The 23,618-nt window shown below is 70.4% G+C and carries 17 protein-coding genes; 8 read left to right on the top strand and 9 right to left on the bottom strand.

What is annotated here, in order from left to right:
• Positions 1–189 precede the first annotated feature (189 nt).
• The 6 genes from ACFYOV_RS22330 to ACFYOV_RS22305 all read right to left on the bottom strand — a co-directional run bounded on the left by ACFYOV_RS22330 (position 190) and on the right by ACFYOV_RS22305 (position 7,350).
• Positions 190–1,170 carry a PAC2 family protein gene (locus ACFYOV_RS22330; RefSeq protein ID WP_389090012.1) on the bottom strand — a complete coding sequence of 327 codons (981 nt, stop codon included), beginning with the start codon at positions 1,168–1,170 and terminating at the stop codon, positions 190–192.
• Between the two features lie 160 nt (positions 1,171–1,330).
• The gene (locus ACFYOV_RS22325) at positions 1,331–2,002 is read right to left on the bottom strand and encodes a FadR/GntR family transcriptional regulator (RefSeq protein ID WP_389090011.1); all 672 of its coding nucleotides are present in this window, start codon (positions 2,000–2,002) and stop codon (positions 1,331–1,333) included.
• A gap of 154 nt (positions 2,003–2,156) precedes the next feature.
• On the bottom strand, positions 2,157–3,773 hold the full coding sequence (locus ACFYOV_RS22320) for an FAD-dependent oxidoreductase (RefSeq protein ID WP_389090010.1): 1,617 nt from the start codon (positions 3,771–3,773) through the stop codon (positions 2,157–2,159).
• Positions 3,774–3,781: 8 nt separating this feature from the next.
• Positions 3,782–5,320 carry a glycerol kinase GlpK gene (glpK, locus tag ACFYOV_RS22315; protein ID WP_389090008.1) on the bottom strand — a complete coding sequence of 513 codons (1,539 nt, stop codon included), beginning with the start codon at positions 5,318–5,320 and terminating at the stop codon, positions 3,782–3,784.
• Between the two features lie 85 nt (positions 5,321–5,405).
• Positions 5,406–6,200: an MIP/aquaporin family protein gene (locus tag ACFYOV_RS22310; RefSeq protein ID WP_389090007.1), complete on the bottom strand. Its 795-nt coding sequence runs from the start codon at positions 6,198–6,200 to the stop codon at positions 5,406–5,408.
• Between the two features lie 385 nt (positions 6,201–6,585).
• Positions 6,586–7,350 carry an IclR family transcriptional regulator gene (locus tag ACFYOV_RS22305; RefSeq protein WP_389090006.1) on the bottom strand — a complete coding sequence of 255 codons (765 nt, stop codon included), beginning with the start codon at positions 7,348–7,350 and terminating at the stop codon, positions 6,586–6,588.
• A 295-nt stretch (positions 7,351–7,645) separates the two neighbouring features.
• Here ACFYOV_RS22305 and metH point away from each other — a divergent pair, with 295 nt between their 5' ends.
• The 4 genes from metH (at position 7,646) to ACFYOV_RS22285 (ending at position 15,716) form a co-directional block, all read left to right on the top strand.
• On the top strand, positions 7,646–11,158 hold the full coding sequence (gene metH, locus ACFYOV_RS22300) for a methionine synthase (protein ID WP_389090004.1): 3,513 nt from the start codon (positions 7,646–7,648) through the stop codon (positions 11,156–11,158).
• Positions 11,159–11,310: 152 nt separating this feature from the next.
• Positions 11,311–12,012: an HAD family hydrolase gene (locus ACFYOV_RS22295; protein WP_389090003.1), complete on the top strand. Its 702-nt coding sequence runs from the start codon at positions 11,311–11,313 to the stop codon at positions 12,010–12,012.
• A gap of 443 nt (positions 12,013–12,455) precedes the next feature.
• Positions 12,456–14,060: an ABC transporter substrate-binding protein gene (locus tag ACFYOV_RS22290; protein ID WP_389090001.1), complete on the top strand. Its 1,605-nt coding sequence runs from the start codon at positions 12,456–12,458 to the stop codon at positions 14,058–14,060.
• A 72-nt stretch (positions 14,061–14,132) separates the two neighbouring features.
• Positions 14,133–15,716 (top strand): ABC transporter substrate-binding protein, encoded by a 1,584-nt coding sequence (locus tag ACFYOV_RS22285; protein ID WP_389089999.1) that lies wholly within the window; start codon positions 14,133–14,135, stop codon positions 15,714–15,716.
• A 90-nt stretch (positions 15,717–15,806) separates the two neighbouring features.
• Here ACFYOV_RS22285 and ACFYOV_RS22280 read toward each other — a convergent pair whose 3' ends face one another.
• The gene (locus tag ACFYOV_RS22280) at positions 15,807–16,478 is read right to left on the bottom strand and encodes a response regulator transcription factor (RefSeq protein ID WP_004990257.1); all 672 of its coding nucleotides are present in this window, start codon (positions 16,476–16,478) and stop codon (positions 15,807–15,809) included.
• Between the two features lie 14 nt (positions 16,479–16,492).
• The gene (locus ACFYOV_RS22275; RefSeq protein ID WP_389089997.1) at positions 16,493–17,467 is read right to left on the bottom strand and encodes a RecB family exonuclease; all 975 of its coding nucleotides are present in this window, start codon (positions 17,465–17,467) and stop codon (positions 16,493–16,495) included.
• Positions 17,468–17,798: 331 nt separating this feature from the next.
• On the opposite strand from ACFYOV_RS22275, the gene ACFYOV_RS22270 reads away from it, so the two are divergent.
• The 3 genes from ACFYOV_RS22270 to ACFYOV_RS22260 all read left to right on the top strand — a co-directional run bounded on the left by ACFYOV_RS22270 (position 17,799) and on the right by ACFYOV_RS22260 (position 21,164).
• Positions 17,799–19,397, top strand: a complete 1,599-nt coding sequence (locus tag ACFYOV_RS22270; protein ID WP_389089996.1) for a site-2 protease family protein — start codon at positions 17,799–17,801, stop codon at positions 19,395–19,397.
• Positions 19,398–19,456: 59 nt separating this feature from the next.
• Positions 19,457–20,359 carry a tRNA (adenine-N1)-methyltransferase gene (locus ACFYOV_RS22265; RefSeq protein WP_389089994.1) on the top strand — a complete coding sequence of 301 codons (903 nt, stop codon included), beginning with the start codon at positions 19,457–19,459 and terminating at the stop codon, positions 20,357–20,359.
• Between the two features lie 226 nt (positions 20,360–20,585).
• Positions 20,586–21,164 carry a hypothetical protein gene (locus tag ACFYOV_RS22260; RefSeq protein ID WP_389089993.1) on the top strand — a complete coding sequence of 193 codons (579 nt, stop codon included), beginning with the start codon at positions 20,586–20,588 and terminating at the stop codon, positions 21,162–21,164.
• Positions 21,165–21,254: 90 nt separating this feature from the next.
• Here the strand turns inward: ACFYOV_RS22260 and ACFYOV_RS22255 are convergent, their stop codons facing one another.
• Positions 21,255–21,560, bottom strand: a complete 306-nt coding sequence (locus ACFYOV_RS22255; RefSeq protein ID WP_389089992.1) for a ferredoxin — start codon at positions 21,558–21,560, stop codon at positions 21,255–21,257.
• Between the two features lie 245 nt (positions 21,561–21,805).
• Here ACFYOV_RS22255 and arc point away from each other — a divergent pair, with 245 nt between their 5' ends.
• Entirely contained in the window at positions 21,806–23,572 is a 1,767-nt protein-coding gene (arc, locus tag ACFYOV_RS22250) for a proteasome ATPase (protein ID WP_389089990.1), read from the top strand.
• Positions 23,573–23,618 lie beyond the last annotated feature (46 nt).

Here is a 23,618-nt window from a genome sequence, read left to right as displayed (position 1 = left end):
GGGGGGGGGGGTTTGCGGGGGGGGGCGGGGGGGGGCGGGGGCCGGGGGCGGGGCCGGGGGGGGGGGGGGGGGGGGCCGGGGGGGGGGGGGGGGGGGGGGGGGGGGGCCCCCCCCCCCCGGGGCGGGGGGGGGGGCCCCCCCGGGGGGGGGGGCCCCCCCCCCGCCCGCGTTCCCCGGTCCGCGCGACGCTCAGTCCTCCGACGACTCCTCGTCGTCCGTCCCCGCCTTCGGCGGCTTCGGCGGACGGGTCCGCCCGCTGGGGTTGTCCCGCAGGTACGACGTGCCGTCGCCGCCGTCGGCCGTGGCGTGCCCGCCCGGCGGCCCGGACGCCCCGTCCCGGCGCCGCAGGTACCGCTCGAACTCGCGGGCGATGGCCTCGCCCGACGCCTCCGGCAGTTCGGCGGTGTCGCGGGCCTCCTCCAGCGTCTGGACGTACTCGGCGACCTCGCTGTCCTCCGCGGCCAGTTGGTCCACGCCCACCTGCCAGGCACGCGCGTCCTCGGGCAGCTCGCCCAGCGGGATCCGCACGTCGATCAGGTCCTCCAGGCGGTTCAAGAGGGCCAGCGTGGCCTTCGGGTTGGGCGGCTGCGACACGTAGTGCGGGACTGCCGCCCACAGCGACACGGCCGGCACCCCGGCGTGCGTGCACGCCTCCTGCAGGACGCCGACGATGCCCGTGGGACCTTCGTACTTGGTCTCCTCCAGGTCCATGCGGCGGGCCAGGTCCGGGTCGGACGTGGTCCCGCTGATCGGGACCGGACGGGTGTGCGGGGTGTCACCCAGCAGGGCGCCCAGGACGACCACCAACTCCACGCCGAGCTCGTGCGCGAAGCCGAGGAGTTCGTTGCAGAACGAGCGCCACCGCATCGACGGTTCGATGCCGCGGACCAGAACGAGATCGCGCGGCTTGTCCCCGCCGACCCGGACGACCGACAGCCGCGTCGTCGGCCAGGTGATCTTCCGGACACCGGCATCCATGAAAACCGTGGGGCGGTTCACCTGGAAGTCGTAGTAGTCCTCGGCGTCCAGCGCCGCGAACACCTCGCCCTTCCACTCCCTGTCCAGATGCGCGACCGCGGTGGAGGCGGCGTCGCCGGCATCGTTCCAGCCCTCGAACGCGGCCACCATGACCGGGTCGATCAGCTCGGGAACCCCCTCGAGCTCGATCACCCAGTGCCTCCTTCCGACGTGCCCTCGCGTACGCCCCAACCTTACGGCGTGCCGGTGGGGCGTCCGCAGCCCCCATACAGGGGGAGTGCCCCCATCACTGCCCCGAGAGTTCCCCGGGAACACCCCGTATTCATCCGAGCTGTTCCCGGGGCGGGCCTGTTCACGGTGACGAGCGCAGCCACTGCTCCGCGCCGGCGATGTGCACCGTCGCCCACGACCGCGCGGCCTCCGCGTCCCGGTCCCGCAGCGCGGCGAGGATCGCCCGGTGCTCCAGCAGGGAGCGGCCGCCCGCGTCCTCCCGGGTGAGCCCGCGCCAGATCCGGGCCCGGGTGGTGGGCCCGGACAGGCCGTCGAGGAGGGAACACAGCACCGAGTTCCCGGCGGCGCCCACGATGGTGCGGTGGAACTCCAGGTCCGCCGCGACCAGCTCCTCCACCGACGGAGTGTCACCGAGCGCGTCCAACCGGTCGGAGAGCTTCTCGAGCTGCCGCTCGTGGATGCGCCCGGCGGCGGTGGCCGTCGCGGCCGGCTCCAGGATGCGGCGCACGGCGAGGAACTCCAGGGCGGTGTCGTCGCGGTGGAAGTCAACGACGAACCCCAATGCCCCCAGCAGGAGTTGGGGATCGAGGCTGGTGACGTACGTGCCGTCGCCCTGGCGCACGTCCAGGATCCTCATCAGCGACAGGGCACGCACCGCCTCCCGCAGCGAGTTGCGGGACAGTCCCAGGCCGGCGGCGAGTTCGCTCTCCCGGGGCAGCCGGTCACCGGGGCGCAGCGCGCCGGAGACGATCATCGCCTTGATCTTCTCGATCGCCTCGTCGGTGACTGCCATGCCCGGCCTCCCTGCGGATCAGACATCCGATGTATCCGGGGCCATTATGGGGGGCGGTCACCGAGGGCGGGCATGCGCGAGGGGCGGCCCCGTCGGCGGGGAGCCGCCCCTCGCGCGGTCCGGCTCCCGTGCGGGGGAGCCGGGGTCTCGCGGGTTACTTCTTGTCGAGCAGGTCCTGGACCTTGGCGCGGACGTCGTCCGTGGCCAGGCCGCGGATCGTCAGCGTGGTGCGGCGGCGCAGCACGTCGTCCGCCGTCTGCGCCCACTCGTGGTCGCGGGCCCACACGACCTGGGCCCAGATCTCCGGGGCGTCCGGGTGGACACGCTCGGCGAGCGCCGGGTCGTCATTGGCCAGCCGGGCGATGTCGAAGGCGAGCGAACCGTAGTGCGTGGCCAGGTGCTTGGCGGTGTCCGCCGCCATGCGCGGCCCCGGCGCCGGGTGGTCGACGAGCAGCCGGTGGGCGACCGCGCGCGGGTTGGCGACACCCGGCAGCGGCAGCTTCTTCGGCAGTGAGGAGATCGGCTCGAAGTCCTCGCCCAGCGGGTGCCCCGGCAGCGACTCCAGCTTCTGCATCACGGTGCGGCCGATGTGGCGGAACGTGGTCCACTTGCCGCCCGCGACGGACAGCATCCCACCCCGGCCCTCGGTGACGACCGTCTCCCGCTTGGCCTTGGCGGTGTCGCCGGGACCACCGGGCAGCACTCGCAGGCCGGCGAAGGCGTACGTGATCAGGTCGCGGCTCAGCTGCTGGTCGCGGATGGAGAAGGCGGCCTCGTCGAGGATCTGGGCTATGTCCTTGTCGTTGACCGCGACGTCCGCCGGGTCGCCCTCGAACTCCTCGTCGGTGGTGCCGAGCAGCAGCATGTCCTCCCACGGGAGGGCGAAGGTGATGCGGTACTTGTCGATCGGCGTGGCGAGGGCGGCCCGCCACGGCGAGGTCCGCTTCAGGACCAGGTGTGCGCCCTTCGACAGGCGGATGGACGGCGCCGCGTTCGGGTCCTCCATCCGGCGCAGGTGGTCGACCCACGGACCGGTCGCGTTCAGCACCAGGCGGGCGCTGACGCCGAACTCGTCACCGGACAGCCGGTCGCGCAGCTCGGCACCGGTCACCCGGCCCTTGGTGAAGCGCAGGCCCGTCACCTCGGCGTGGTTGAGGACGACCGCGCCGGCCTCGACGGCCGCGCGGACCGTCATCAGCGCCATGCGGGAGTCGTTCATCTGGTCGTCGCCGTACACGGCGACGGCCTTGAGGTTCTCGGTGCGCAGCTCGGGCACGTCCTGCGCGGCCTTGGCCGGCGACAGCAGGTGGCCGACGCCGTCGCCGAACGCCGACAGCATCGAGTACGCGAAGACACCGGCTCCGAGCTTCGCCGCGCCGTGCGGCCCGCCCTTGTACACAGGGAGGTAGAACGTGAGCGGGTTCGCCAGGTGGGGGGCCACCTGGCGGGAGACCGCACGGCGCTCGAAGTGGTTTTCCGCAACCAGCTTCACCGCGCCGGTCTGCAGGTAGCGCAGACCGCCGTGGAGCAGCTTGGAGGAGGCGGAGGAGGTGGCGCCGGCGAAGTCACCGGCGTCCACCAGAGCCACCCTGAGGCCGGACTGCGCGGCGTGCCAGGCGGTGGAGATGCCCAGGATGCCGCCGCCGATCACGAGGAGGTCGTACGACGCCTTGGAGAGCTGCTCCCTGGTCTCGGCTCGGCTCGGGTTCGAGCCGGAGGCCGGGCGCGTCCCCAGGGCAGGCACGGACTGCAGGGTGGACTGAGTGGTCATGCGGTTTCTTACTCCTCGTCCTCGAGCCAGCCCATGGTCCGCTCGACGGCCTTGAGCCAGCTCTTGTACTCACGGTCGCGGGTTTCCGCGTCCATGCGGGGGGTCCACTCGGCGGCCCGCCGCCAGTTGGCGCGCAGGTCGTCGGTGCTGTTCCAGAAGCCGACGGCGAGGCCGGCGGCGTAGGCGGCGCCGAGGCAGGTGGTCTCGGCGACCATCGGGCGCACCACGGGGGCGTCCAGGAAGTCCGAGAGCGTCTGCATCAGCAGGTTGTTGGAGGTCATGCCGCCGTCGACCTTGAGGGCGGCCAGCTCCACACCGGAGTCCTTCGTCATGGCGTCCGCGATCTCCCGCGTCTGCCAGGCGGTGGCCTCCAGAACGGCGCGCGCGAGGTGCGCCTTGGTGACGTACCGGGTGAGGCCGGCGATCACACCGCGGGCGTCGGAGCGCCAGTACGGGGCGAACAGGCCGGAGAAGGCCGGCACGAAGTAGGCGCCGCCGTTGTCCTCGACCGAGAGCGCGAGGGTCTCGATCTCGGCGGCGGTGGAGATGAGGCCCATCTGGTCGCGCATCCACTGCACCAGAGAGCCCGTGACGGCGATCGAGCCTTCCAGGGCGTAGACCGGCTTCTCGTCGCCGATCTGGTAGCCGACCGTGGTCAGCAGGCCGCTGTAGGAGTTGATGATCTTGTCACCGGTGTTCATCACCATGAAGGTGCCGGTGCCGTACGTCGACTTGGTCTCACCCTCGGCGAAGCAGGTCTGACCGAACAGGGCCGCCTGCTGGTCGCCGAGCGCGGAGGCGACCGGGATGCCGCCGAGCAGGTCGCCCAGCTTGCCGCCCTTGATCTCGCCGTAGACCTCGGCGGAGGAGCGGATCTCGGGGAGGATCTGCGTCGGCACGCCGATGGACTCGGCGATCTTCTCGTCCCACTCCATGGTGTGGAGGTTCATCAGCATGGTGCGGGAGGCGTTGGTGACGTCGGTGACGTGCTTGCCGCCGTCGACACCGCCGGTCAGGTTCCAGATGACCCAGGTGTCCATGGTGCCGAAGAGGATGTCGCCCGCCTCGGCGCGCTCCTTGAGGCCCTCGACGTGGTCGAGCAGCCAGCGGGCCTTGGGGCCGGCGAAGTAGGAGGCGAGCGGCAGACCGGTCTCACGGCGGAAGCGGTCCTGGCCGACGTTGCGGCCGAGCTCGCGGCACAGGGCGTCGGTGCGGGTGTCCTGCCAGACGATGGCGTTGTGGACGGGCTCACCGGTGTTCTTGTCCCACAGCACGGTGGTCTCGCGCTGGTTGGTGATGCCGATGGCCTTGATGTCGTCGCGGGTGATGCCGGCCTTCTCGACGGCTCCGGCGACGACCTCCTGGACGTTGGTCCAGATCTCCGTGGCGTTGTGCTCGACCCAGCCCGGCTTGGGGAAGATCTGCTCGTGCTCCTTCTGGTCGACGGCGACGATACGGCCGTCACGGTCGAAGACGATGCAGCGGGACGAGGTCGTGCCCTGGTCGATGGCCGCGATGAAGGGGCCGGCGGTGTGGGCGTCGGTCACTGTGTGCTCCTGGAAGTTCCTTGGTTACGGGGCTGTGCGTACGGCGCTTCTGCAAACCGGGGGTTCGGCGGCAGCCGGGTCGCCGTCAGGCGAAGGCGACGTTGTAGATGCCTGCCGCGAGGGCGCCGCCGATCAGCGGACCGACCACCGGCACCCAGGCGTAGCCCCAGTCGGAGCCGCCCTTGTTGGGCAGCGGCAGCAGGGCGTGCACGATGCGCGGGCCGAGGTCACGGGCCGGGTTGATCGCGTAACCGGTCGGGCCGCCCAGCGACAGACCGATGGAGACGACCACCAGGGCCGTGATGAGACCGCCCAGGATGCCGAGCCCGTTGCCCGCGTCGTTCAGGCCCTGCGTGAGCACGGCGAGCAGCAGCACGACGGTGCCGATGATCTCCGTGGCCAGGTTCTGGATCGGGTTGCGGATCTCGGGGCCGGTGGAGAAGACGCCGAGCACGGGGCCCGCGCCCTTCTCCTGGGCCTCGACCGCCTTGGCGGCCGTGGTCTGCGCGCCCGGACCGCCGACGATCTCCTTGTCGGTCAGGTGGGCGTGGAACTGGCCGTAGTACGCCACCCAGACCAGAGCCGCGCCGATCATTGCGCCGAGGAACTCGCCGGCGAAGTAGGTCGGAACGTTGCTCCAGTCGCCGTCCTTGACGGCGAGAGCCACGGTGACGGCGGGGTTGAGGTGGGCGCCGGAGAGCGGACCGGCGATGTAGACCGCCGTCAGGACGGCGAAACCCCACCCGAAGGTGATGGCGAGCCAGCCGGCGTTTCTTGCCTTGGAGGCCTTGAGCGTGACGGCGGCACAGACGCCTCCGCCGAGCAGGATGAGTATGGCGGTACCGATGGTCTCGCCGATGAAGATGTCGGAGCTGGACACCCGCGACTCCTTTGTCCTTCGTCCAGGGAAGCCGACCCCCGGGTCCCTCCGGGGATTGGCGCCCTCGGGGGTGAGAGCGATGCCGGCCCTTGGCGTTGCCACACTCTAGCGTGTATTGCCGGTAGGTGTTCGACAATGCCGACCGATGGACGGGAGTCTTGCTTCGGCGTGACACGCACGTCAAGAGTTTGGTTATCGAAAACCCGATCGTTATTGATCGCGGTGTGTTATCGATCTTCAGCTCGGGGTGGCCGCTCCTGGGGCCGGTCGGGGTGGCCGCCACCGAGGCGGAATGTATGACTATGACCGTATCCGGGCGCGGCAGGGACCGGAATGCCCCACGGCATCCCGGTCCCTGTTTCTCTTGTTCCGCCCCGCGGGTCGCTCAGAACCGTCCGGCGCCCAGGTCCCGCGACACCGCGCGGGCACAGTCGCGCACCGCCGCGACGAGCTCGTGGCGCAGCTCGCCGTCCCGGCGCAGCCGTTCCACGGCGCCGGTGATGCCGACCGCCCCGACCGGCATGCGGCGCCGGTCGTGGATCGGCGCGGCGACCGAGGCGACGCCCTCCCAGGTCTCCTCGACGTCCGCCGCGTAGCCCCGCGCACGCGTGACGTCGAGGAGGTGCTCGAAGGCGTCCAGGTCGCACACGGTCCGCTCGGTGAACGCCTTGCGGTCGGCCTCCAGCGCCTCGCTGTGGGCCACCGGGTCGTAGGCCGACAGCACCTTGCCCAGGGCCGTGGAGTGCAGGGGCTGCATGGCCCCTATCTCCAGGACCTGCCGGCTGTCGTCGGGGCGGAAGACGTGGTGCACGATCAGCACGCCCTGCTGGTGCAGCACGCCCAGGTAGACACTCTCGCCGCTGGAGCGGGCCAGGTCGTCCGTCCACACCAGGGCCCGCGCCCGCAACTCGTGCACGTCCAGATACGTCGTGCCGAGGCGCAGCAGTTCGGCGCCGAGCTGGTAGCGCCCGGAGGCGTCGTCCTGTTCCACGAAGCCCTCCTGCTGGAGGGTGCGCAGTATGCCGTGGGCCGTGCCTTTGGCGAGGCCCAGCGACGAGGCGATGTCCGACAGGCCGAGCCGCCGCTCGCCACCCGCGAGCAGCCGCAGCATCGCTGCCGCCCGTTCGAGCGACTGGATGTTCCGTGCCATCGCCGTACTGCCTCCGTCCCCTTCGACCGTCGACCCTGCGACGCCGCTGCCGCCGTTCGGCAATGTCGAACACTACCGGTCCATGTCGACCTCTCGCTAATGATCGGTCGTCTTTCGTTGTGTCACCCGTGTTCCGGGCGTCGACCGTCGGCCATCATCGTCCGCCCCGTGGACGGTCCGACCATCGGGGCGCGGTCCCGGATACCCTGACGGCGTGCGCCCTGCCGGGGAAGCCTCGAGCGGTCCCCGGGCAGACGCAAAGCCGACAGCCGTCGCACCCGAGGGAGCCCCTTTCATGGCCTCGTTGCCGCTGACCCCTTCCACCGACAGCCGGACCCGCGTGTCCGCGCTCCGCGAGGCGCTCGCCACCCGTGTGGTGGTCGCCGACGGAGCGATGGGCACGATGCTCCAGGCCCAGGACCCCACACTCGAGGACTTCCAGAACCTCGAGGGCTGCAACGAGATCCTCAATGTGACCCGCCCGGACATCGTCCGTTCGGTGCACGCCGAGTACTTCGACGCCGGCGTCGACTGCGTGGAGACCAACACCTTCGGCGCCAACCACACCGCCGCGGCCGAGTACGAGATCTCCGACCGCGTCCACGAGCTGTCCGAGGCGGGCGCCCGCATCGCCCGCGAGGTCGCCGACGAGTACACCGGGCGGGACGGCCGCATCCGCTGGGTGCTCGGCTCCATCGGCCCCGGCACCAAGCTGCCCACCCTGGGCCACGTCACCTACCCGACGATCCGTGACGGTTACCAGGCCAACGCCGAGGGCCTGCTGGCCGGCGGCGCGGACGCGCTGATCGTGGAGACCACGCAGGACCTCCTGCAGACCAAGGCCTCCGTCCTGGGCGCCCGGCGCGCCATGGAGGCGCTCGGCGTCGACGTGCCCCTGCTGGCCTCGATGGCCTTCGAGACCACCGGCACCATGCTGCTCGGCTCCGAGGTCGGTGCCGCGCTGACCGCGCTGGAGCCGCTCGGCATCGACATGATCGGCCTGAACTGTTCCACCGGCCCGGCCGAGATGAGCGAGCACCTGCGCTTCCTGTCGCGCCACTCGCGCATCCCCCTGCTGTGCATGCCCAACGCCGGTCTGCCCATCCTCACCAAGGACGGCGCCCACTTCCCGCTCGATCCCGAGGGCCTGGCCGAGGCGCAGGAGGTGTTCGTGCGGGACTACGGCCTGTCCCTGATCGGGGGCTGCTGCGGTACGACGCCGGAGCATCTGCGGCAGCTGGTGGAGCGGGTGCGAGGGGTGACCCCGCCCGAGCGGACGCCGGAGCCGGAGCCGGGTGCGGCGTCGCTGTACCAGAGCGTGCCGTTCCGGCAGGACACCTCGTATCTGGCGATCGGTGAGCGGACGAACGCCAACGGGTCGAAGAAGTTCCGTGAGGCGATGCTGGAGGGCCGCTGGGACGACTGCGTGGAGTTGGCGCGCGAGCAGATCCGTGAGGGCGCGCACATGCTCGACCTGTGCGTGGACTACGTGGGCCGTGACGGTGTCGCCGACATGGAGGAACTGGCCGGGCGTTTCGCCACCGCCTCCACGCTGCCGATCGTGCTGGACTCCACCGAGGTGGAGGTGATCCGCGCCGGTCTGGAGAAGCTGGGTGGCCGCGCGGTGATCAACTCGGTGAACTACGAGGACGGCGACGGCCCCGAGTCCCGCTTCGCGCGCGTCACGGCGCTGGCGAAGGAGCACGGGGCGGCGCTGATCGCGCTGACCATCGACGAGGAGGGCCAGGCCCGCACCGCCGAGAAGAAGGTCGAGATCGCCGAACGGCTGATCGCGGACCTGACCGGCAACTGGGGCATCCACGAGGAGGACATCCTCGTCGACTGCCTGACCTTCACCATCTGCACCGGGCAGGAGGAGTCCCGCAAGGACGGCATCGCCACCATCGAGGGCATCCGGGAGCTGAAGAAGCGCCACCCGAGGGTGCAGACCACGCTGGGGCTGTCGAACATCTCCTTCGGCCTGAACCCGGCCGCCCGGATCCTGCTGAACTCGGTGTTCCTCGACGAGTGCGTGAAGGCGGGGCTGGACTCGGCGATCGTGCACGCGTCGAAGATCCTGCCGATCGCCCGGTTCAGCGAGGAGGAGGTGACCTGTGCGCTCGACCTGATCTACGACCGGCGCCGCGAGGGCTACGACCCGCTGCAGAAGCTGATGGAGCTGTTCGAGGGCGCGACGGCCAAGTCGCTGAAGGCGGGCAAGGCCGAGGAACTGGCCGCGTTGCCGCTGGAGGAGCGGCTCAAGCGGCGGATCATCGACGGCGAGCGCAACGGCCTGGAGGCCGACCTCGACGAGGCCCTGCGGGCCCGCCCCGCCCTGGACATCGTCAACGAGACGCTGCTGGACGGCATGAAGGTGGTCGGTGAGCTGTTCGGCTCCGGTCAGATGCAGCTGCCGTTCGTGCTGCAGTCGGCGGAGGTCATGAAGGCGGCGGTCGCCCACCTCGAGCCGCACATGGAGAAGACCGACGAGGCCGGCAAGGGCACCATCGTGCTGGCCACGGTGCGCGGGGACGTGCACGACATCGGCAAGAACCTGGTCGACATCATCCTGTCGAACAACGGCTACAACGTCGTCAACCTCGGCATCAAGCAGCCGGTCTCGGCGATCCTGGAGGCCGCCGAGGAGCACCGGGCCGACGTGATCGGCATGTCCGGGCTGCTGGTCAAGTCCACGGTGATCATGAAGGAGAACCTGGAGGAGCTCAACCAGCGCGGCCTGGCCGCCACCTACCCGGTCATCCTCGGCGGCGCCGCCCTCACGCGTGCCTACGTCGAGCAGGACCTGCACGAGATCTACCAGGGTGAGGTCCGCTACGCCCGCGACGCCTTCGAGGGCCTGCGCCTGATGGACGCCCTCATCGGCATCAAGCGCGGCGTCCCCGGCGCCAAGCTCCCCGAGCTCAAGCAGCGCAGGGTCCGCGCGGCCACGGTGGAGATCGACGAACGCCCCGAGGCCGGACACGTCCGCTCCGACGTCGCCACCGACAACCCCGTCCCGGAACCGCCGTTCCGGGGCACCCGCGTGGTCAAGGGCATCCAGCTCAAGGAGTACGCGAGCTGGCTCGACGAGGGCGCCCTGTTCAAGGGCCAGTGGGGACTGAAGCAGGCCCGCACCGGCGACGGCCCGACCTACGAGGAACTCGTCGAGACCGAGGGCCGGCCCCGGCTGCGCGGACTGCTCGACCGGCTCCAGACGGACAACCTGCTCGAGGCAGCCGTGGTCTACGGCTACTTCCCGTGCGTCTCCAAGGACGACGACCTGATCATCCTGGACGAGCAGGGCAACGAGCGCACCCGCTTCACCTTCCCGCGCCAGCGCCGCGGCCGCCGGCTGTGCCTGGCCGACTTCTTCCGCCCGGAGGAGTCCGGCGAGACCGACGTCGTCGGCCTCCAGGTGGTCACCGTCGGTTCCCGCATCGGCGAGGAGACCGCGCGTATGTTCGAGGCCAACGCCTACCGTGACTACCTGGAGCTGCACGGCCTGTCGGTGCAGCTCGCGGAGGCGCTCGCCGAGTACTGGCACGCACGGGTGCGTTCCGAGCTGGGCTTCGCCGGGGAGGACCCGGCCGAGATGGAGGACATGTTCGCCCTGAAGTACCGGGGCGCCCGCTTCTCCCTCGGCTACGGAGCCTGCCCCGACCTGGAGGACCGCGCCAAGATCGCCGACCTGCTCCGGCCCGAGCGCATCGGCGTCCACCTGTCCGAGGAGTTCCAGCTGCACCCCGAGCAGTCCACGGACGCCATCGTGATCCACCACCCGGAGGCCAAGTACTTCAACGCCCGCTGAGGCCGTCGGACGCCCCTCCGCCGGGGCCGACATGCGAGCCGACATGCGACAAGAGGCGTTCGCGTCGCCCAGGGCGTAGACTGGTCGGTCCACTGCAGGCCGGTTCCCCGTGCGGGAACCGGCCTGATCGTCCCTGTGAAGGAGGTACGTGGATGACCAGTACGGTTCCCGCGCTCGACACCCGCACGGCGGAGGGTTCGGCCCTTCAGGCCGTGCTCCTGGACATGGACGGCACCCTGGTGGACACCGAGGGCTTCTGGTGGGACGTCGAGGTCGAGGTCTTCGCCTCCCTCGGCCACACCCTCGACGACTCCTGGCGCCATGTGGTGGTCGGCGGTCCCATGACCCGCAGTGCGGGCTTCCTCATCGAGGCCACCGGGGCCGACATCGACCTCGCCGAGCTGACGGTCCTGCTCAACAACGGCTTCGAGGACCGCATCGACCGCGCCCTGCCGCTGATGCCCGGTGCCGCCCGGCTGCTGGCCGAACTGTACGAGTACGAGATCCCCACCGCCCTGGTCTCCGCCTCGCACCGGCGCATCATCGACCGCGTGCTGGACACCCTGGGCGCGCACCACTTCGCGCTGTCCGTCGCCGGCGACGAGGTCCCGCGCACCAAGCCGCACCCCGACCCGTACCTCACGGCCGCCGCCGGACTCGGCGCGGATCCCGCGCGGTGCGCCGTCGTCGAGGACACCCTCACCGGTGTCGCCTCCGCCGAGGCCGCGGGCTGCCAGGTCGTCGCGGTGCCCTCGCTCGCCCCGATCTCCTCCGCGCCGCGCCGCACCGTCGTCCCCTCGCTGGAAACCGTCGACCTGACGTTTCTGCACGGCCTGATGACGGAAATGCGCTAGGCGTTCACCGAGCGTGCCGAGGTCTTCGGGCGGGAATTCCCCGCATGGTGTCCGAACCGACCGCACGCGCGTGCGGGGAAATTCGAACTGTGTCGAGTGGCCGAATTCCGCTGCCACCTAACTGTTTTCGGGATGTGACGTTCACCACGCCTCATGAGGTCGACAGTGGGGGCGGCATGTGCTGTCCGCCCCTTTTCGGGGCCGATCCGTGTGCCGTTGTGTCCCAGTTGATGAGACGCTGCACCAATCCTGCCCCGCTCACCCTTGTCGGTGCGTTCACACCCGGTTCCACTGCGTGATGAGGACTCAACTCCAGTGGCGGCGAACCCTCCTGTGGGCGCGGACTAATCTCGTCGCGAGAACATCGCCCCTATCCCCGTGATCCGCTGCGCCACCCCTGCATGCCGGGTACACGGAGTCGACAGCTCTGGAGAAACTCGAGCATGAACCGCAAGACTTTGGTGCTGGCCGCCGCCATGGGCCTGCTCGCGCCGGTGCTCGCCGCCTGCGGTGACACCGAGAGCGGAGGCGGCAGCGGTGACGCGATCGTCGTCGGCACCACGGACCGGTTCACCGCTTCCACGGAGGCCCCCGCGCCCCTCGACCCGGCCTACGCCTACGACGTCGGCACCTGGAACATCCTGCGCCAGACCGTGCAGACCCTGATGGTCCAGCCGCGCGGTGAGGGCGAGCCGGTGCCCGAGGCGGCCGAGACCTGCGGTTTCACCGACGCCGGCAACGAGCGGTACACCTGCACCCTGCGCGACGGCCTGACGTTCGCGAACGGCGACCCCGTGACCGCGGCCGACGTGAAGTACTCCATCGACCGCGCCCGTTCCCTCAAGGCCGACAGTGGTGTGTTCGCGCTGCTGTCCACCATCGACACCGTCGAGACGCAGGGCGACCGTGAAGTGATCTTCCACCTCAGGACGGCCGACGCCACCTTCCCGTACAAGCTGTCCACCCCGGTCGCAGGCATCGTCGACCCGGACGCGTACGACAAGGGCAAGCTGCGCGAGGGCTTCGACGTCGACGGGTCCGGCCCGTACACCCTGGACGCCGAGGTCGAGAACGACGAGCTGGTCCGCGCCACCTTCACCAAGAACCCGGACTACAAGGGCTCGCTGAAGGTGAACAACGACAAGGTCGAGATGGTCTCCTTCGAGAGCGCCGACGCCATGGGCGAGGCGCTGGAGAAGAATGACATCGACGTCATGGGCCGCACCATGTCCCCGGAGCAGATCCAGAAGCTCGCCGGCGACTCCGAGGACGAGATCGACCTCGTCGAGATGTCGGGCCTGGAGATCCGCTACCTGGCCTTCAACACCGACGCCGCGAGCGTGAAGACCAAGGCCGTCCGCCAGGCCATGGCCCAGATCGTCAACCGTAGCGAGCTCATCTCCAAGGTCTACGGCTCCCAGGCCGAGCCGCTGTACTCGCTGGTGCCGGCGAGCATCACCGGCCACTCCAACTCGTTCTTCAACAAGTACGGCGACCCCAGTCCCGCCAAGGCCCGCGGCCTGTTGGAGAAGGCCGGTGTCAGCACCCCGGTCAAGCTGACGCTGCACTACACCACGGACCACTACGGCCCGGGCACCGTGAAGGAGTTCGAGCAGCTGAAGAAGCAGCTCAACGAGAGCGGCCTGTTCGAGGTCGACATCAAGGGCACGCCCTGGTCGACCTTCCGCCCGGCCGAGCAGAAGGGCGAGTACGACGTCTACGGCATGGGCTGGTTCCCCGACTTCCCGGACGCCGACAACTTCCTCGCCCCCTTCCTCGACAAGGACAACTTCCTCGGTTCGCCCTACGACAACGGCGAGATCCGCGGCAAGCTGATCCCCGAGTCCCGCCGCCAGGCCGACCGGCTCTCCGCCTCCAACAGCCTTACGGACATCCAGGACATCGTCGCTGCCGACGTGCCGGTCCTGCCCCTGTGGCAGGGCAAGCAGTACGTCGCTGCCGCCGACGACATCACGGGCACCGCGTACTCCCTCAACTCCTCCTCCACGCTCCAGCTCTGGGAGCTTGGCCGAGGCGTGAGCGGCTGACGGTCCCGTTCACCCGGGCCGGGGACGGCGGCCCGGGTTCTCTCCCGAGATACGACGACAAGGCAACCACAAGTGAAATCGCGCAACCCGTGGCCAGTCCTGCCTCTCGCGGCGGGGCTGGCCTCCGGCCTGTTGACCGGATGCGGAACGGAGAACGGAGGATCCGGAGCCGACGGCTCCGGCATCGTGGTCGGCATGTCCGACGACGTCCTCGCCACTGACCCGGCCTCCGGCTACGACCCCGGCTCCTGGCTGCTGTTCAACAACGTCTTCCAGTCGCTGCTCAGCTTCCCCAAGGGAGCCACCGAGCCGCGGCCGGACGCCGCCGAGAGTTGCGCCTTCGATGACCCCGAAGCCACCGTCTACAGGTGCGAACTCCGCGACGGGCTCAAGTTCAGCAACGGTGACCCGCTCACCTCGAAGGACGTCAAGTTCTCCTTCGACCGCATGCTGAAGATCAACGACCCCGACGGCCCCGCGATCATGTTCCCGATGCTGGAAGAGGTCGAGACGCCGGACGAGAAGACGGTCGTCTTCAAGCTGAATACGCCCGACGCCACCTTCCCCAGCAAGATCGCCTCCGGAGCCGGCTCCATCGTCAGCCACCGCGCGTACGACGCCGACGGACTGCGCAAGGACGGCGAGGCGGTCGGCTCCGGCCCCTACAAGCTCGACTCGTTCGGCGACGACAAGGCCGAGTTCTCCGTCAACGAGCACTACAAGGGCGCCGTCGAGACGAAGAACGCCGGAGTGACGCTGACCTTCTTCCACGGTGACCAGTCCGCCCTGAAGGAGGCCGTCCAGGACGCCGAGGTGGACATCGCCTACCGCGGCCTCACCGCCCAGGACATCTCCGACATCGAGAAGGCGGACAACGGCACCGGCGAGATCGAGATCGTCGAGGGCAGCAGCGCCGAGGTCCAGCACCTGGTCTTCAACATGGACGACCCGGTGGCCGGAAAGCTCGGGGTCCGCAAGGCCATTGCCCACCTCATCGACCGCGACGCCCTCATCCGGGACGTCTACGAGGGCACCGCCACCCCGCTGTACTCGATCATTCCGGCCGGCATCTCCGGGCACAACACCGCCTTCTTCGACACCTACGGCGCCCGCCCCTCCAAGGCCAAGGCCGCCGCCGCGCTCCAGCAGGAGGGCATCACCGGCAAGGTGAAACTGACCCTCTGGTCCACCCCGTCCCGCTACGGCCCGGCCACCGACCAGGAACTGGCCGCGATCGCCAAGCAGCTCAACGCCGGCGGGCTGTTCGACGCCGACGTCAAGTCCGTGGCCTTCGACCAGTACGAGAAGGACATCGCGGCCGGCAAGTACGGCGTCTACGTCAAGGGCTGGGTGCCCGACTACCCCGACGCCGACAACTTCACCGCTCCCTTCTTCGGCAAGGGCAACGTCCTGGGCAACAACTACGACAACGCCACCATCACCGGGTCGCTCATCCCGCGCACCGCGGCCACCAGCGACCGCGCGGCCACCGACAAGGAGTTCGGCCGGCTGCAGGACATCGTCGCCGAGGAGATCCCCGTCCTGCCGGTCTGGCAGGCCAAGCAGTACGCGGTCGTCCGTGACGACGTCTACGGAGTGGAGTACTGCCTCGACGCCTCGACCGTGTTCCGCTTTTGGGAACTGAACAAGGGCTGAGCCCCCCGCCCCCGCGGAACGTGCGCAGGGCGCCCCCTTCACCCGAAGGGGGCGCCCTCGACGGTTCCCCGCCTCCGTGCACGGCGCGTGCTACTGCGCGCCGGGACGCACCAGCCCGCTCTCGTACGCGTACACCGCGGCCTGCACCCGGTCGCGCAGCCCCAGCTTGGTCAGCACGTGGCCGACGTGCGTCTTCACGGTGGTCTCGCTGACGAACAGGTCGGCGGCGATCTCCGCGTTGGACAGACCGCGCGCCACCAGCTTCAGCACCTCCACCTCGCGCTCGGTCAGCGTGTGCAGCGTGTCCGGCACCGGCTCGTCGCCGGACGGCAGATGGGTGGCGTACTTGTCGAGCAGCCGACGCGTGATGCTCGGAGCGAGCATCGCCTCCCCGGCGGCCACCACCCGGATGGCCTGCACCAGTTCGTTCGCCGGGGCGTCCTTCAGCAGGAAGCCGCTGGCGCCCGCCCTCAGCGCCTCCACGACGTACTCGTCGAGGTCGAACGTCGTCAGCACCAGCACCTTGGCCGGACCGTCGCGCTCGGGACCGGTGATCTGCCGGGTCGCCTCCACTCCGTCCATCCGCGGCATGCGGATGTCCATCAGCACCACATCGGGCTGCAGCGCCCGCACCTGGTCGAGTGCCTGGAGGCCGTCCCCGGCCTCGCCGACGACCGCGATGTCCTGTTCGGCCTCCAGGATCATCCGGAAGCCCGTACGCAGCAGCGGCTGGTCGTCGACCAGTAGGACGCGGATGGCCACGTAAGTCTCCTTCGCTAGTCCGGCCCCATTCTGCCCTGTTGGGCCCCGCCGGACTCAGCCGCCCTCACCGGCAGCGGGTACGGCGGGGGAGTTCCGCCGAACTCCGGGCAGTGCGCCTGGTGGTCGCACCAGCCGCACAGCTTGGTCGGGCGCGGGCGCCAGTCACCCGTCCGTGTCGCCAGCCGGATCGCCTCCCACAGGGCCAGCAGCTTGCGCTCCACGCGCTCCAGATCGGCGAGCACCGGGTCGTAGGTGAGCACGTCACCGCTGCCCAGGTAGACGAGCTGGAGCCGGCGCGGGATCACCTTCTTCAGGCGCCAGACCACCAGGGCGTAGAACTTCATCTGGAACAGCGCGCCCTCGGCGTACTCCGGCCGGGGCGCCTTGCCCGTCTTGTAGTCGACGATCCGCACCTCGCCCGTGGGGGCCACGTCGACCCGGTCGATGATGCCGCGCAGCCTCAGCCCCGACTCCAGCTCGGCCTCGACGAACAGCTCCCGCTCGGCGGGCTCCAGGCGGCTGGGGTCCTCCAGCGTGAACCAGCGCTCGATCAGCCGCTCCGCCTCGGCGAGCCAGCGGGCCAGCCGCTCGCCCTCCGGGTCGTCGGCGAACAGCTCCACGACCTCGGGCCTGCTCTCGCGCAGCCGGTCCCACTGCCCCGGGATCAGCGCCTTGGCGCGGGGCGCGGTGCGCTCGGTGGCCGGGGCGTCGAAGAGGCGCTCCAGCACGGCGTGCACCAGCGTGCCCCGGGTCGCCGCCTCGCTGGGCCTCTCCGGCAGCCGGTCGATGACCCGGAAGCGGTACAGCAACGGGCACTGCATGAAGTCACTGGCACGCGAGGGGGACAGCGAGGCGGGCGGTATGGCGGGGGCCTCGGTCAGCACGACCGGTTCCGCTCCCGCTGCCGCCGCCCCGGCCGTGACCGGCGGATCGGCCGCCGCGACCGGGCTGCTCTCGGGCTGCGCCGCGCCCTCGGTGCTCGTCTCCATGCCCACAGACCTTACGGCCCGCCACTGACAGTGACCCAGCCGCGGTCCGTGGCCGTGGCCGTGGACGGACCCGGAGGACGGGGAGGACGGGAGGACGGGAGGACGGTCAAGAACGTGGACGGCCGGTGACCGCGGCGGAGGGACGGTGAGAAGGGCGCGGATACGGGCGTGACGAGCGAGAGGGACGGGGAGGGAAGGGGAGGGCAGGCGCGGGAACGGACGGGGAGCGACGGGGGTGCCGGGGCGGAAGGGGCGGTGACGGCCGCATACCATCGACGGGAGACCCTCCCGTCCGGCAGGCGCGGGAGACGCAGCGAACGAGGGGACACCGGTGGACGTAAGCGGCGGGCGCGGGCAGCCGCGGTCCGACAACGACGAGTCGGCCGAACGCACCGGGGCCCCGGGCCCGGCCACCGACGACACCACCCCCCAGCCGGCCGAGCCCCCCGCTCCGGCGGCACCCGCGGACACCCCGGCCGGCGCCCGGCGCCCGGCCGCGCCCGGCGCCCGCCCGGCCGGCACACCGTCACCCCCCGAGTCCGACGACCGCCCGGAGCCGACCGCTCCGGCACCGCCCGACGCCGACACCGGCCACCGCGTCGAGGGCGTTCCCGCGTCCGGCGTCGGGGCGGACCACCGTGCGGAGAGCCACCCGGCCACCGGCCCCGGCGAGCGCCGCCCGGCCGCCGGGACCTCCGCACCGCACCCACCGCACCCAGACGGGCGCACCCTCGCGCACTCCGACGCCCCCAGGGGCACCGCGCCGAAGCGGCCGGGGGAGAAGCGGGGCGGGCTGCTGATGGGAAGGCCCTTCGGCGTGCCCGTCTACGTCGCGCCGAGCTGGTTCCTCGTCGCCATCCTGATCACCTGGGTGTTCGGCGGCCAGGTCGACCGCGTGCTGCCCGAACTCGGTGCCGCCAGCTACCTGGTGTCCCTCTTCTTCGCGGTCGCCTTCTACGCCTCCGTCCTGGTGCACGAGCTGGCCCACACGGTCGCCGCCCTCCGCTTCAAGCTCCCCGTGCGCCGCATCCAGCTCCAGTTCTTCGGGGGTGTGTCGGAGATCGAGAAGGAGGCCGAGACCCCCGGCCGCGAGTTCGTGCTCGCCTTCGTCGGACCCCTCCTCTCACTCGTCCTGTCCGGCCTCTTCTACGTGGCCCTGCTGGCCGTCGACCCGGGCAGCATCCCCGGCGTCCTGCTGGCGGGTCTGATGATCTCCAACCTGATCGTCGCCGCGTTCAACCTGCTGCCCGGCCTCCCCCTCGACGGTGGTCGCATGCTGCGCGCCGTGGTCTGGAAGCTCACCGGCCGGCCGATGAGCGGCACCGTCGCCGCCGCCTGGGTCGGCCGTGCCCTCGCCGTGGCCGTCCTCGTAGGCCTCCCGCTGCTCACCCAGTCCGGAGCCCTGGGCTCCGCCGCGGAGGACAGCGTCGGCATGGACACCGTCCTGGACGCCCTGCTCGCCGCCATCCTCGCCGCGATCATCTGGACCGGCGCCGGCAACAGCCTGCGCATGGCCCGCCTGCGCGAACACCTCCCGGAGCTGCGCGCCCGCACCCTCACCCGCCGCGCGGTGCCCGTCGAGAGCGACACCCCGCTGTCCGAGGCGCTGCGCCGGGCCAACGCCGCCGGGGCCCGGGCCCTGGTCGTCGTCGACGCCGACGGCAACCCGCTCTCCCTGGTGCGCGAGGCCGCCATCGTCGGCGTGCCCGAGCACCGCCGCCCCTGGGTCGCGGTGGGCGGCCTTGCCCAGGACCTCACCGAGGGCATGCGCGTCTCCGCCGAGCTGGCCGGGGAGGAACTGCTGGACGCCCTGCGCGCGACCCCGGCGACCGAGTACCTGGTGGTCGAGGAGACGGGAGAGATCTACGGCGTCCTGTCCGCGGCCGACGTCGAGCGCGCCTTCGTCAAGGCCATGGCCCGGCCCTCCTAGCGCCCCTCACGGCCGCCCGCGTGGTCGGAGGGCCTCCTCGGGACCGGTAGGCTGGTCACATGTCCGAACCGACCGGTGCCGCCCGCCGTCGCGGGCCCTTCAAGGTCGGGGACCAGGTACAGCTGACCGACCCCAAGGGCCGCCACTACACGTTCACGCTCGAGGCCGGGAAGAACTTCCACACCCACAAGGGTTCCTTCCCCCACGACGAACTGATCGGTGCTCCCGAGGGCAGCGTTGTCCGCACCACCGGGAACGTCGCCTACCTCGCGCTGCGCCCCCTGCTCCCCGACTACGTCCTGTCCATGCCCCGCGGGGCGGCCGTCGTCTACCCCAAGGACGCGGGGCAGATCCTCGCCTTCGCCGACATCTTCCCCGGCGCGCGCGTCGTGGAGGCCGGCGTCGGCTCCGGCTCGCTCAGCAGCTTCCTGCTGCGCGCCATCGGCGACCAGGGCATGCTGCACAGCTACGAGCGCCGCGAGGACTTCGCCGAGATCGCGCGGCAGAACGTGGAGCGCTACTTCGGCGGCCCGCACCCCGCCTGGCAGCTGACCGTCGGCGACCTCCAGGACAACCTGTCCGACACCGACGTGGACCGCGTCATCCTCGACATGCTCGCCCCCTGGGAGTGCCTGGAGGCCGTCTCCAAGGCGCTCGTCCCCGGCGGCATCCTGTGCTGCTACGTCGCCACCACCACCCAGCTCGCCCGGACCGTGGAGTCCATCCGCGAGATCGGCTGCTTCAACGAGCCGACCTCCTGGGAGACGATGATCCGCAACTGGCACATCGAGGGCCTGGCCGTACGCCCGGACCACCGGATGATCGGCCACACGGGCTTCCTGCTCACGGCCCGCCGCCTCGCCGACGGTGTCGAGCCGCCCATGCGCCGCCGCCGCCCCGCCAAGGGTGCCTACGGCGAGGACTACGCCGGCCCCAACGCCGACGGAGGCGCCGGCCGCTGAGTCGGCCCGTGCCGCGACAACGTACGGGCGCCGTGGCGCAGTTCCCGGCAGGGCAGGGGAACTGCGCCACGGCGCCTTCGTCTTGACGCGGCGGCAGAAGACCGCGAACCGATCCCCGTTCCCCGGAACGGAACCTGCACACCCCCGCCGTTCCCTCCGCACTGTGACGTGTGGCACGATGCTGGCCACCCCCCCACCGGCACAGCCCTCACAGGAGACACTCCTAGTGCAGTCTTCCGCCGTCCCGGAGCTCGCCCACACGCACGCCCGCCCGATCCACTGGCTCGCCACCGCCACGGCCGTCGCGGGCGTGGTGGCCCTCTCCTCGGTCCTCCAGCCCGGTGCCGCGACCGCGGCCCAGACGCCCGGACCGCAGACGAAGAGCGCCCCGGCGCCCGTCGTCCCGCCCGACCCCGCGGCCGTCGACTTCCCGCTCGAGTGCGGCCCGGTGGACGCGGTGGTGAAGAAGCGGGCGTCCGGCGACCTCGACGGCGACGGCCGACCCGAGACCGTGGCGGTCGTCCACTGCGACGCGCCCATGGGCACCCCGCCCGACGGCGTGTACGTCCTCACCCAGGACGCCGGCGGCGACACCCCACGCGTGGTGGCCACCCTCGTCGACCCCAAGGACCGCACCAACGTCGACGACTTCGCCCTGCGCGGGCGCGACGTCACGGCCACGCTGCTCGGCTACTCGTCCGACGAGGTGCCCAGTTGCTGCCCCGACGTCCGCGAGGACGTGAAGTGGCGGTGGGAGAACGGCGCGTTCACGCGGTCCACGCCGGCGGGCGCCAAGAGCGTGTGACCCGCGCGCGGGCGTGCGCCGACCCATGCGCTCCCGCGGGCGGAGAAGCTGTGAGGAATCAGACAGCAGTGACGGGCCGTGTCATGTCGGTCACCCGGCGTCCGGTCCGTACACCTCGACGCCGTCCGTGACGCGACGCACGTGGATGCACTCGCCCGGGCACTCCTTGGCGGAGTCGATCACGTCCGTGAGAAGCGGCAGCGGTACGGGGGTTGTCGCCCCCTCGGCCTGGAGCAGTTCGTCGTCGGCGCCCTTCACGTAGGCCAGGCCGTCGATGTCCAGCTCGAACACCTCGGGTGCGTACTGGGCGCAGATGCCGTCGCCGGTACACAGGTCCTGGTCGATCCAGACCTCGAGGGCCTCGCCGCCGACGGGGGCCTCCTGCTGCACGCTCATCTCTCCTGCCGTTTCCTGCGCCGAACCGACCGGGAATCAGGCCAGCTCTGACGGGTGTTGAACACTTCGACCCTACCTCCGCCTGGGTTCCAATCATCTTCGGTGGGTATTCCCCTGGCGTGAGGGAGAGCGCAAGGGTGAAGATCGGACACACCCCGACCGTCTTTGTGATCTAGGGGTTTCAATCGACACCCGCCCAGGTAGGGTCTGGAAGCGTCCAGCTCCCCTTGGAGGAGGTGAGGACCGTGGCAGCCCACGACGACGACATGAACCGCGGCATCCGCCCGGGACGCGGGTCCGACGACCCGGCCGGGCAGATCGCCTACCTTGAGCAGGAGATCGCCGTCCTGCGACGTAAGCTCGCCGACTCTCCGCGACACACGAGGATTCTCGAGGAGCGGATCGTCGAGCTGCAGACCAACCTGGCCGGCGTGTCCGCCCAGAACGAACGACTGGCCAACACGCTCCGTGAGGCCCGCGACCAGATCGTGGCCCTCAAGGAGGAGGTCGACCGGCTGGCGCAGCCCCCGGCCGGCTTCGGTGTCTTCCTTCAGGCGAACGAGGACGGCACGGCCGACATCTTCACCGGCGGCCGCAAGCTCCGGGTGAACGTCAGCCCCGGCGTCGAGCTCGACGAGCTCCGGCGCGGCCAGGAACTGATGCTCAACGAAGCGCTCAACGTGGTCGAGGCCATGGAGTTCGAGCGCGTCGGTGACATCGTCACCCTCAAGGAGATCCTCGAGGACGGCGAGCGGGCCCTGGTGCTCGGGCACACCGACGAGGAGCGGGTGGTACGGCTCGCCGAGCCGCTGCTGGACGTCACCATCCGCGCCGGCGACGCCCTGCTGCTGGAGCCCCGCTCCGGATACGTCTACGAGGTCGTGCCCAAGAGCGAGGTCGAGGAGCTCGTCCTCGAGGAAGTCCCCGACATCGGCTACGAGCAGATCGGCGGTCTCGGCAACCAGATCGAGGCCATCCGTGACGCGGTCGAGCTGCCGTACCTGTACCCGGACCTGTTCAAGGAGCACGAGCTGCGGCCGCCCAAGGGCGTGCTCCTGTACGGGCCCCCCGGATGCGGCAAGACGCTCATCGCCAAGGCCGTCGCCAACTCGCTGGCCAAGAAGGTCGCCGAGGTGACCGGCCAGGCCGCCGGCAAGAGCTTCTTCCTCAACATCAAGGGCCCCGAGCTGCTGAACAAGTACGTCGGCGAGACCGAGCGGCAGATCCGCCTGGTCTTCCAGCGGGCCCGGGAGAAGGCCAGTGAGGGCACACCGGTCATCGTCTTCTTCGACGAGATGGAGTCCCTGTTCCGCACCCGTGGCTCGGGTGTCAGCTCGGACGTGGAGAACACCATCGTCCCGCAGCTGCTCGCCGAGATCGACGGCGTCGAGGGTCTGCAGAACGTGGTCGTGATCGGTGCCTCCAACCGTGAGGACATGATCGACCCGGCCATCCTGCGGCCCGGCCGGCTGGACGTGAAGATCAAGATCGAGCGCCCGGACGCCGAGGCGGCCAAGGACATCTTCGGCAAGTACCTCACCGAGCGCCTCCCGCTCCACGGGGACGACCTCGCGGAGCACGGCGGCGACAAGTCCATGACGGTCCAGAGCATGATCCAGACCGCGGTGGAACACATGTACGCCGAATCCGAGGAGAACCGCTTCCTCGAGGTCACCTACGCCAATGGCGACAAGGAAGTCCTGTATTTCAAGGACTTCAATTCCGGTGCCATGATCGAGAACATCGTGGGCCGCGCCAAGAAGATGGCGATCAAGGACTTCCTCGAGAAGGAACAGAAGGGCCTCCGCGTCTCCCACCTGCTCCAGGCCTGCGTGGACGAGTTCAAGGAGAACGAGGACCTGCCCAACACCACCAACCCGGACGACTGGGCCCGGATCTCCGGAAAGAAGGGCGAGCGGATCGTTTACATCCGTACCCTCATCACCGGAAAGCAGGGTTCGGACACCGGACGCTCCATCGACACGGTGGCGAACACCGGTCAGTACCTGTAAAAGGCAGGGTGGCTGCGGGTGCCCTCAGCGGGTACCCGCAGCCGAC

It is taken from the genome of Streptomyces sp. NPDC005931 (genome assembly GCF_042871235.1).
In the GTDB taxonomy this organism is placed as follows: Bacteria; Actinomycetota; Actinomycetes; order Streptomycetales; family Streptomycetaceae; genus Streptomyces.
This window is presented reverse-complemented; position numbering and strand designations above follow the sequence as displayed.

Excerpts from the sequence above, each read along its gene's own strand:
- ACFYOV_RS22305 (WP_389090006.1), bottom strand. The coding sequence starts at position 7,350 with ATGGCACGGAACATCCAGTCGCTCGAACGGGCGGCAGCGATGCTGCGG.
- metH (WP_389090004.1), top strand. The coding sequence starts at position 7,646 with ATGGCCTCGTTGCCGCTGACCCCTTCCACCGACAGCCGGACCCGCGTG.
- ACFYOV_RS22290 (WP_389090001.1), top strand. The coding sequence starts at position 12,456 with ATGAACCGCAAGACTTTGGTGCTGGCCGCCGCCATGGGCCTGCTCGCG.
- ACFYOV_RS22255 (WP_389089992.1), bottom strand. The coding sequence starts at position 21,560 with ATGAGCGTGCAGCAGGAGGCCCCCGTCGGCGGCGAGGCCCTCGAGGTC.
- ACFYOV_RS22275 (WP_389089997.1), bottom strand. The coding sequence starts at position 17,467 with ATGGAGACGAGCACCGAGGGCGCGGCGCAGCCCGAGAGCAGCCCGGTC.
- ACFYOV_RS22265 (WP_389089994.1), top strand. The coding sequence starts at position 19,457 with ATGTCCGAACCGACCGGTGCCGCCCGCCGTCGCGGGCCCTTCAAGGTC.
- ACFYOV_RS22295 (WP_389090003.1), top strand. The coding sequence starts at position 11,311 with ATGACCAGTACGGTTCCCGCGCTCGACACCCGCACGGCGGAGGGTTCG.
- ACFYOV_RS22325 (WP_389090011.1), bottom strand. The coding sequence starts at position 2,002 with ATGGCAGTCACCGACGAGGCGATCGAGAAGATCAAGGCGATGATCGTC.
- ACFYOV_RS22320 (WP_389090010.1), bottom strand. The coding sequence starts at position 3,773 with ATGACCACTCAGTCCACCCTGCAGTCCGTGCCTGCCCTGGGGACGCGC.